At 30.6% G+C, this 9,928-nt stretch carries 7 protein-coding genes; 1 reads left to right on the top strand and 6 read right to left on the bottom strand.

All coding sequences use genetic code 11. The features are described 5' to 3' along the window. Positions 1-342 precede the first annotated feature (342 nt). Genes EII29_RS10220 through EII29_RS10210 form a run of 3 tightly spaced genes read right to left on the bottom strand, consistent with a single transcriptional unit; the run spans position 343 to position 4,162 of the window. Complete coding sequence (locus tag EII29_RS10220; RefSeq protein ID WP_125237435.1) at positions 343-1,074, bottom strand: biotin--[acetyl-CoA-carboxylase] ligase; 732 nt, start codon at positions 1,072-1,074, stop codon at positions 343-345. 45 nt (positions 1,075-1,119) lie between these two features. Next, entirely contained in the window at positions 1,120-3,624 is a 2,505-nt protein-coding gene (locus tag EII29_RS10215; protein ID WP_125237434.1) for a DegV family protein, read from the bottom strand. Between the two features lie 43 nt (positions 3,625-3,667). Then, positions 3,668-4,162 (bottom strand): HAD family hydrolase, encoded by a 495-nt coding sequence (locus EII29_RS10210; protein ID WP_125237433.1) that lies wholly within the window; start codon positions 4,160-4,162, stop codon positions 3,668-3,670. 166 nt (positions 4,163-4,328) lie between these two features. Between EII29_RS10210 and EII29_RS10205 the strand changes: the two genes are divergently transcribed. Beyond that, positions 4,329-5,465 (top strand): S1C family serine protease, encoded by a 1,137-nt coding sequence (locus EII29_RS10205; protein ID WP_125237432.1) that lies wholly within the window; start codon positions 4,329-4,331, stop codon positions 5,463-5,465. 362 nt (positions 5,466-5,827) lie between these two features. On the opposite strand, the gene tpx is transcribed toward EII29_RS10205, so the two are convergent. The 3 genes from tpx to EII29_RS10190 all read right to left on the bottom strand — a co-directional run bounded on the left by tpx (position 5,828) and on the right by EII29_RS10190 (position 9,810). Beyond that, entirely contained in the window at positions 5,828-6,343 is a 516-nt protein-coding gene (tpx, locus tag EII29_RS10200; RefSeq protein ID WP_125237431.1) for a thiol peroxidase, read from the bottom strand. 246 nt (positions 6,344-6,589) lie between these two features. After that, a complete protein-coding gene (eno, locus tag EII29_RS10195; protein ID WP_125237430.1) occupies positions 6,590-7,894 on the bottom strand; it encodes a phosphopyruvate hydratase in 1,305 nt (434 codons plus the stop codon). Positions 7,895-7,986: 92 nt separating this feature from the next. Continuing rightward, positions 7,987-9,810, bottom strand: coding sequence for a peptidylprolyl isomerase (locus tag EII29_RS10190; RefSeq protein WP_125237429.1), 1,824 nt, complete (start codon positions 9,808-9,810; stop codon positions 7,987-7,989). Between the last annotated feature and the right edge of the window lie 118 nt (positions 9,811-9,928).

The raw sequence follows: 9,928 nt of genomic DNA, 5'->3' as shown, positions 1-9,928 counted from the left end.
TCGTCAAACACTCTCGCAATTGACAAAATCTATATTATCAAATTTATTAACCTTTGTCAACTACTTTTTTCCCTTTTTTTTTCTTTTTTTTCCCCATTGTCTTTATACCCCCCATTTTTACTATGTCTTTGCTTAGAATTTTTCCCAATCTCTACTCTCTACTTATTAGTTAGCTTTTGTCTTGACATCCAATACAATATAGCCTCTCCTCCTCATATTATACAGCTTGTTTTACTACTGCCAACTGTCATTAATTCCAGAAACTATTCCACAAACTGTCATGATATTTAATTATTACAGTTTTTATTTTAAATAATAAATTATAATACATAAACATCAGAACTATAAAATAACTTCAAAATCTAAAGACTCAAATTTTATTTCTTCAGTGTCTCCTTTTCCTATTAGGCATATTTTTCCGCTTCTATCTATACGTAAAAATTTATAAGCCTTTTCACCCAGTTTCTTTTCTTTTTTTATTTTTATTGTTTTGCCTTTAAGGTAACTTTCCTCATTTATTTTTTCAAGTATATTTTCCCAATTTTTGTTTACACTTTTATATTTTTCTTCAAAAAATGACATAACTTCTTTTATTATAGTTTCTACGGAATATTTTTTGCCGCATATTTCAAAAAGAGAAATTCCTTTATCTTTATACATTCCGAAATCAGTATTATTTATATTTATTCCAATTCCTATTATTATATGTTCTCTTATTTTTTCACACAGGATGCCGCATATTTTTTTATCTTTATAATAGATGTCATTAGGCCATTTAAACTTTAAGTTTTGATAGTAAGCGGAATCAGTAAAACTTTTTTCTATATATTTTTTTAATATTTCATATACTGCATATCCGCTAAAAATTGTTATCTTTTCCTGTAACCCTTCTTTATTATTCTCCACTGCAAAAGAAAAGAGTGCGGCTCCCTCATTTGAGATCCACGCACTTCCTCTTTTTCCTTTTCCCGCGGTTTGTTTCTTAGCGGTTATAACCTCAAATTCTTCTAATCTGTGGTTTTTTCTTAAATAATCATTTGTAGAGTCTATTTCATCAAAATTTATGAACTTCAAAAGCAATACCTCTTTTCAACATATTTTCTTCATAATTTTCTCATTTTAGCTCAATCTCGGGAATATGAATACTCCGTAAACAGGACCAGCATGCGCTCCTATTACAGCACCGACCTGTCTATTTAATATAGGAAAACTTATTTTCGGACTTTCTCCTATTTCTGAATGAATTTTCACTATACTTTCAAGTTCTTCAGGTCCTCCTCCCCAACCTGTAAATACTATTAAACTCTGTTTTTTACTTTCATCTTTTATATATTTTTCAATATATTTTTGTGCATTACGCTCTCCTAACACTTTTTTTTCCACCGTAATTTCACCCTGACTTACTGTAAGTATAGGTTTAAGTTGTAAAGCACCTGCTATAACTGAACTTGCTTTACCTATTCTTCCTCCTCTTTCGAGATATTTTAAATCAGGTACTATAATTAACAATTTACCTTTATATTTAAATGTATTTACCCAATTTATTATTTCTCCATAGTTTTCTCTTTTTACAGATTTTTTTGCTGCTTCAATTGCAAGAAATCCTTCAAGTAGAGATGCTCCTGTACTGTCAATAAGTTCTATGTCATTTTCTCTGTTAGTAAGTGATCTTCCTACTCTTGCCGCCTGTAAAGTACCGCTGAATTTAGCTGAAGGATGTATGGAAATTATTTTTTTATATCCTTTTTCAAATAGCCTATTATAAGCATTTAAAAATTCTTGAGGAGACGGTTGAGATGTTTTTATTTCCAATTCTTTTTCTGTCATTTCTTTCCAGAATTCAGTTTTCGAAATTTCCTCTCCGTCTTTAAATACTTCTCCGTTTATATCTATTTTTAAAGGAACTATTTTTATTGGAAGTCCTTCTATATCTTCTTTTGATAGATCAGATACCGAATCCGTAACTATTGCAATTTCAGGCATATTCGGATCTTTATTTTCAATATATATATAATAGTAATAGTTTTCTTGTTCTCCGTTTATATATTTTACCTTTACATTTTTTAATTTATTCGATATCAGTTGTTTAGTTTCTTCGTCTTTCTCATTACCTTCGACTATTACTGCCGTTACAGTATTTAATGTGACCAACTGATTCAATATTTCTTCCGTAAGTCCTTTTAATTTTTTATTTACATATTTAATTTTCCCGTTTATAAGTCCTATATAATTATCTTTTTCTATTGTAATATTATCTACTTTAGTATCTCTTACCGCTTTTGTTATTTCAATGGAATAGTTTCTGTTAGCACTGTTTTTCACTTCTTCTATTCCGTCTCCTTTGTTTTTTATACAATAATAACCTTCAAGCATAGTCTTTGTTTCATAAACTATTACATTTTTTCCTGATTTTTCCGCAGCCAGTTTTGCTGTAGTTATTACATTTTTATTATTAGGAAGTATATAAATATTATTTCTGTCAACTTTACTTATTGCTTCCAATATCTCCTGAACACTCGGATTTTTACTTTGTCCTCCGAGTATTACGACATCTGCACCTTCTTTTAAAAATTCATCTTTCAGATTTTCAGAGTCTGCAAGTATAATATACGCATTTTCCGTTTTATTAACTTTATTATTTTTAAATAATTTAGCTTCATCCTTTTCACTAAAAATCTGTAAGTTGTCATGTTGTAATTTCATATTTTCTATTTTCATCTTTTCAAGAGGACCATATTCCAATGCAATTTCCATTGCTTTTCCCGGATGGTTTGTGTGAATATGTGTCTTGAACTTTTTTGATGTTTGAGCAAAAACCGCAGAATCTCCTAATTCCAGAACACGTCTTTTATACTCTTCTGTATCAAATTGTCCATTTAAAATTATAAACTCCGTACAATATTGAAAATGTATACTTTCAGGATCATGGTCTATATTTGCTATTGTCTTGTCAAACTCATTTTCTTTAACTTGTGCCTTTTGAAGTTCTGAAAGTAAATTCAGTTCCGTAGCTACTTTATAAAATCCTTCAAAAAGATAAAATAATCCTTTTCCTCCAGCATCTACAACTCCTGCTTCTTTTAATTTGGGAAGCAGTTCCGGAGTTTCTTTGACAGCTTTATCGGCTTCTTCAGTTATTTCTTTTAAAAATGTCATCAAATCATCCATTTTAGGAGCTATTTCAACAGCTTTATCAGCTATTTTCCTGATAACCGTAAGCATCGTCCCCTCCACAGGCTCACTTACAGCACCGTATGCGGTTTCTTTAGCTTTAACAAAAGCTTCAGCGACATCTACAGGAAGCAATTTTATTTTATTTCCTACTCCTTTTAAAAATCCCGTTATAACTTGGGACAAAATTGTTCCGGAATTCCCTCTTGCCCCCATTAAAACAGCTTCTTCGACTACACCTATAATTTCTTCCATGGAAGTTTTTTCATTTGTTTCTTTTTCCAATTCAGTTATCATGGAATTTAATGTCATGGACATATTACTTCCGGTATCTCCGTCAGGAACAGGATAAACATTTAGTTCATTTAATATATCCTCATGTTTTATCACCCATTTTCCGCCTCCCATTAGAATTACTCTAAGTCTTTTGGCATCTAAATACTTTATTCCCATTATTCCTCCTAAATAATTTGTATTAATTTCATCTTTTTTGTGATTATTTCACGTTTTTTAAAAATTCTTCCCACTTATTTTCTTTTTTTATTATAAATTCTATAAATTCTCTAACAGCTCCGTAACCGCCTTTTTTTGATGATATAAAATCCGCTGTTTCTTTTATTTCTCTAGCTGCATCTTTAGGTGCTCCTTTTAATCCGACTTCTTTCATTATGTTTAAATCGTTTAGGTCATCTCCCATATAAGCAATTTCTTCTTTTTTAAGGGAAGTTATTTTTATTATTTCTTTTAAAACTAATGTTTTTTCAGAAATACCTTGATAAATATACTTCATTTTCAGTTCTTCTGCCCTTATTTTTACAAGTTCGGATTTTCTTCCTGTTATTATTCCGAAATTGATTCCTATTTTTTGAGCATAGACAATTGCATAACCGTCTTTAACATTGAACTTTTTTAATTCTATACCGTCATTTCCCCTATATATTCCCCCGTCTGTCAATGTACCGTCTACATCAAGTAAAATTAATTTTATCATAATTACTCCCTACTTATAGATGTTATATTATAACTTTTATACCTGTAAATGTCAAACATTCCCGCTTTTTTTTATTTTAAGCCAATACAAAGACAATTCATATAAGTATTTAATATATTTACACTATCCTAATATATAATAAAATAATTAAAGGAGGAAAATTAAAGTGAAAAGAAATAAATTATTAATTATACTTTCATTATTAACTGTTTTAAGCTGCTTCAATCCTTTAAAAGAAAAAAGCGGGGAAATTCAAGAAGTCGAGAAAAAAGAAACAGTTTCACAGAAAGAACAGGAAAAACACACTAAAAATGCTTTGGAAACTCAAGATGCATTTATAAATGTGTATAAAAATTCTAAAGATTCTATTGTAAATATACGTACTAAAAAAACAATTACCGTAAATACATATAATCCTTTAGAGGAATTGTTATTTGGACGTTCAGGAGGAGTAGAAAAAAGAGAATCGGGATCTTTAGGTTCCGGATTTGTAGTATCTGAAGACGGATATATAGTAACTAATAACCATGTAGTAAATAATGCAGATGAAATTTATGTAAAATTTACTGACGGAAAAGAATATCTTACAAAACTTGTAGGAACTTCTCCTGAAGTAGATATAGCAGTGCTAAAAATTGAATCAAATGAAAAGTTTAAACCTTTGGAATTTACCGACTCTGACAAAATAGAAATCGGACAATGGTCAATAGCTTTCGGTAATCCTCTCGGATTAAATGACTCTATGACTGTAGGAATAGTAAGTGCAGCCGGAAGAAGTTCATTAGGAATTGAACAGATTGAAAACTTTATTCAGACTGATGCTGCTATAAATCAAGGAAACAGTGGAGGCCCTTTAGTAGATATCAACGGAAAAGTAATAGGAGTGAATACTGCAATTTTATCTACTTCCGGAGGTAGTATCGGATTAGGTTTTGCTATCCCTTCAAATCTTGCATCTGTTGTAAAAGACTCCATTATTTCCACAGGAAAATTTGAAAAACCTTATATTGGAATTTATCTTGAAAATTTGACTTCTGAAAAAATGCAGATTCTTAATATAAAATCAGGAAATGGAGTTTACATTGCGCAGATTGTTCCAAATTCTCCTGCAGAAAGAGCAGGGATTAAAGCACAGGATGTTATAACTGCTGTAAACGAAAAACCGGTTAATTCTGCGGGAGCCTTTATAGGAGAACTTGCTGCCAAAAAAGCGGGACAGACAGTTACTCTAAAAGTAATAAGAAATTCACAAACTTTGAATATTCCTGTTATTTTGGAACCTTCTCCTAAAATACAGCAGTAAATAATTAACAATAAAACTATTCCACACGATATTTTATAAATAAAAAACTTTAAAATAGATAATAATTCTATTTTAAAGTTTTTTAGGTTTTCTATAAAAATTTTTGTGTGTGAAGTATTATTATCTTTCCAATCTTTTTTGTAAAAAAGTCAAGTCAAAAATACTCTATTCACTAAAAATCAGAAACTCGTTCAATCAAATAATGATTTTGCTTTATTCTCATCCACATATTTTTTGTTGAAATAATTTGAATATCGGATTTTATCTTAATAATTTAAGCATATATTTTATTACAATTTCAAATAAAATTTTTTCTATAATTTCAGTTCTCTTTCAATATTCAAATTTTACAGCGAACTAAACTATACCAATGTTTTTAATACCTCTAATACTTTATCATAATCAGGATGTTCTGCCACTTCAGAAACATATTCCACATATTTTACAGTTCCACCTTTATCCACAATTATTGTTCCTCTTGTAAGAAGCCTTAATTCTTTTATCACAAAACCGTATTTTAATCCAAAATCGAGTTCTCTGTGATCTGAAGCTGTTAAAGCATTTTCTATTCCTTTATCAGCACAAAATCTTCCCAATGCAAAAGGTAAGTCCGCTGAAATTGTTAAAAGCTGCACATCAGAAGGAAATTTCCCCGCTTCCTGATTAAACCTTGTCGCCTGCAATGCACACACTCCTGTATCTACAGATGGGAACACTGAAATTACCACTACTTTTCCTGCATAATCGCTTAATTTCACTTCTTTTAAATCTGTTGCCAAAACTGTAAAATCTTTTGCCTTATCTCCTACTTTTACTTCATCTCCAAGTATCGTTACCGGATTTCCTTTAAATGTTACGGAATTTTTTCTTTCTGTCATTATTATCTCCTCCCAATTTATATGATAATATCAAATTAATTTTTATTATTGTAAAATTAATTTAAAACTATAACTCTTTCATTCACTTTAGTCTTTCATAAAATTTCAGTGTGATTTCAAATTTATTTTACTATAGGATAATTTTAATACAATTTATCTCTATTGTCAATAAATATTTGTATATTAAAATTTTATTGTAATATTTAAAAACAGAGTGTATTTAACACTCTGTTTATTATTTCTTTATTATTTATATATGTTATAGAAAGCAGATTTACCTTGATAAACAGCCTCATCAGCTAAATCATCTTCAATTCTTAATAATTGATTATATTTAGCCATTCTGTCTGTTCTTGATGCTGAACCTGTTTTAATTTGTCCGGCATTAGTAGCAACAGCTATATCTGATATTGTATCATCTTCAGTTTCTCCTGATCTGTGAGATATCACTGCTGTATATCCTGCTTTTTTAGCCATTTCAATAGCATCTAGAGTTTCAGTAAGAGTTCCTATCTGATTAACTTTTATTAAAATTGAATTTGCTATTCCTTCTTTAATACCTCTTTCAAGTCTTTCAGTATTTGTAACAAATAAATCATCTCCTACAAGCTGAACTTTTTTACCTAATTTTTCAGTAAGTAACTTAAATCCTGCCCAGTCATCTTCTGCTAATCCGTCTTCAATAGAAATGATAGGATATTTTTCACACAATCCTGCATACCATTCTACCATTTCTTCAGAAGTTCTTACTACTCCGCCTTCTCTTGTAAATGTATATATGTACTTATCTCCTTCTTTTTTAGAAAACTCAGATGATGCCGCATCCAAGGCAAAAGTTATGTCTTCTCCAAGTTTATACCCTGCAGCTTCTACAGCTTTGGAAATTATATCTAATGCTCCTTCCGTACCGTTAATATTAGCAGGTGCGTACCCTCCTTCATTTCCTACATTCGTAGAATCTCCGTTAGCTTTCAGAAGTTTTCCTAAGTGGTGAAATATTTCTGCTCCCATTCTTAATGCTTCTTTATAAGTTTTAGCTCCTACAGGCTGTACCATAAATTCCTGAACATCTACTGCAGAATCAGCATGAGAACCTCCGTTTAAAATATTCATCATAGGTACAGGTAATTCTTTTGAATTTACTCCTCCCAAATATCTATATAAAGGTATTCCTAACTGATTAGCCGCTGCTTTAGCAACTGCCAAGGAAACCCCTAGAATAGCGTTAGCTCCTAATTTTGCCTTATTAGGTGTCCCGTCTAATTCAATCATCACTTTATCAATAGCAACCTGGTCCAATGCATCCATTCCTATTAAATTTTCAGCTAAAACTGTATTTACATTTTCAACAGCTTTTAAAACACCTTTTCCTAAATATCTGGATTTATCGCCATCTCTTAATTCAACTGCTTCATGTTCTCCTGTAGATGCCCCTGACGGTACTGACGCTCTCCCCATAGCTCCACCTTCTAAGAATACTTCCACTTCAACAGTTGGATTTCCTCTTGAATCAAGTATCTCTCTTGCATAGATATCTTCAATTCTAGTCATTTGTAATTACCTCCAATAATTTATTTATTTTAACAATTTGATTATATCACAATGTTCATTTATTTTCAAAAGAAAATTTTAATTTCATTACATTATTTTTCCACTTCTTCATTCACATATTCAAAGGCAAGCTCTAATCTTATTCTTTCTTTTACATCTTCAAAAGAAACTTCCTTAAACGGTACTTCAGAAATTTTACTTAATAAAAAATATCCGTATTCTGTCTGATGTTCAAGTATGTCTCCTGGATTTGATGCAAAAAGTTTATTACTCAATTCAGAATCATATTTCCCTACTCCCGGAATTGCCTGAGATTTTAGAAGTTTCTTAAACTGTTCCTTTACTTCAAATTTATATTTATCCTGAGTATTTACCTGCTGCCACGTAACTTTCTTTGCAACAAGTTCATCTTTAAGAGTTTTCATTCTTTTTATAAGTTCCTGCTTTGTAGCTTCGGATATTGTAGGAGTAATAAGAATATGGCTTACTTTTGCACTGTTTTCATTTGATGAATTTTTATCCTCTACATATATAATGTGATACCCGAACTGTGTTTTTACAGGTCCTACTATTTTTCCTTTTTCAGATTTTTTAACTGCTTCAGCAAATTCGGGGACTAATTGTGTCAAATCAACTTCCCCCAACTGACCTCCGTTGTCTTTTGACCCGGGATCCTGACTGAGCTCTTTCGCTTTTTCTTTGAAGTTTTCTATAGTAAGAGTTTTTAATATCTCCTGAGCTTTTACTTTTATCACTTCAAAGTCTGCCTGAGACGGCTGAAAGTAATCTCCAACAACCTGACCTGCTATCGTATTTTGAACATTATAATTATCTCTGCCTGAATTAAATTTTTCCATCATTGCTTCTTCGGAAGGCTTATAAGTATCTATTAAATAATCATAATATTTTTTTGCATAATCGTTTAATTCCTGTATTCCTGAAAATTCAGATGATGCTTTTATCCCTACTTCTTTAGCTTTTTTTGCAGTTGTTATAAGCTTATCCAAATCTGCTTCCAGAGATTTTTTAGCCTGTTCTACCAAAACATCGCTATAACCTTTTTCAGATCTTACAAATTCTCCTATAATTTTTTCATTAAGAGAAGCTCCGTCAAATTTATATCCATCCTTCTCAACTATTGTTTTTATAATATTGTCATACATTTTTTTATAATCGACATTTCTTTCTTTGTCACTTTTTACAGTTATTTTTGCATTTTGCCATGCTTTTGCCAAGTGTGAACTTATAAGCATTTCAGCATTTTCATTATTCAGTGTTTCAATTAACTGAGGTTTGGCCTGCTCAAATGTCTGATCCTGAAAATTGAAATATTTATATCTTTCATAGACTTTCTTCAATTCATCATCATTTATTTTCAGTGAATTCTGTATTTTTTCATAGACTTTCTGAAGTATCATTCCATTTTTTACAAATTCCTTGTACGAAGTTAAATTATAACCGTTTGCCGTTAAAAAATTTATAAAATTTTCTTTTCCTCCATATTGATTCTGGTCACTTTTGACTTTATTTTCAACATCCGCTGAGCTGACTTTTACTTTCAGATCTTTAGCTGAAGATAGAAGTAATTTCTGGTCAATCATGCTTTTAAGCACATACTCTCTCATAAGTTCTTCAGGTAATGTCTTAAATCCGTTAGGATCAATACCTACTTGAGCCAACTGCTGTTTTTTTTGTCCCACCAGTGAATTAAGTCTGGACTCGAAATCAGCATAATTTCTTTCAAAATCATCTCTATAAATTTTTTCTCCATTTACTTCTGCTATTACTTTTTTTGTCCCAACGAACACATTCTGCTTAAGGAAATTCCATCCTGCATATATCATTGAAACTCCAAAAGCTAAAATCAAAATAATTGATATTACTTTAATGGTACTTTTGTGTTTTCTTACTGACATTTTTCCTCCTATTTTTTTACAGTTAAGTTTATTATATCAATAAATTATCAATGTTGCAATAAGTTTATCGTTAATATTTCATATCCATTTTAATTATCAGGAATATAAAAGAGCTGTC

The organism is Leptotrichia sp. OH3620_COT-345 (assembly GCF_003932895.1).
Classification (GTDB): Bacteria; Fusobacteriota; Fusobacteriia; order Fusobacteriales; family Leptotrichiaceae; genus Pseudoleptotrichia.
This window is presented reverse-complemented; position numbering and strand designations above follow the sequence as displayed.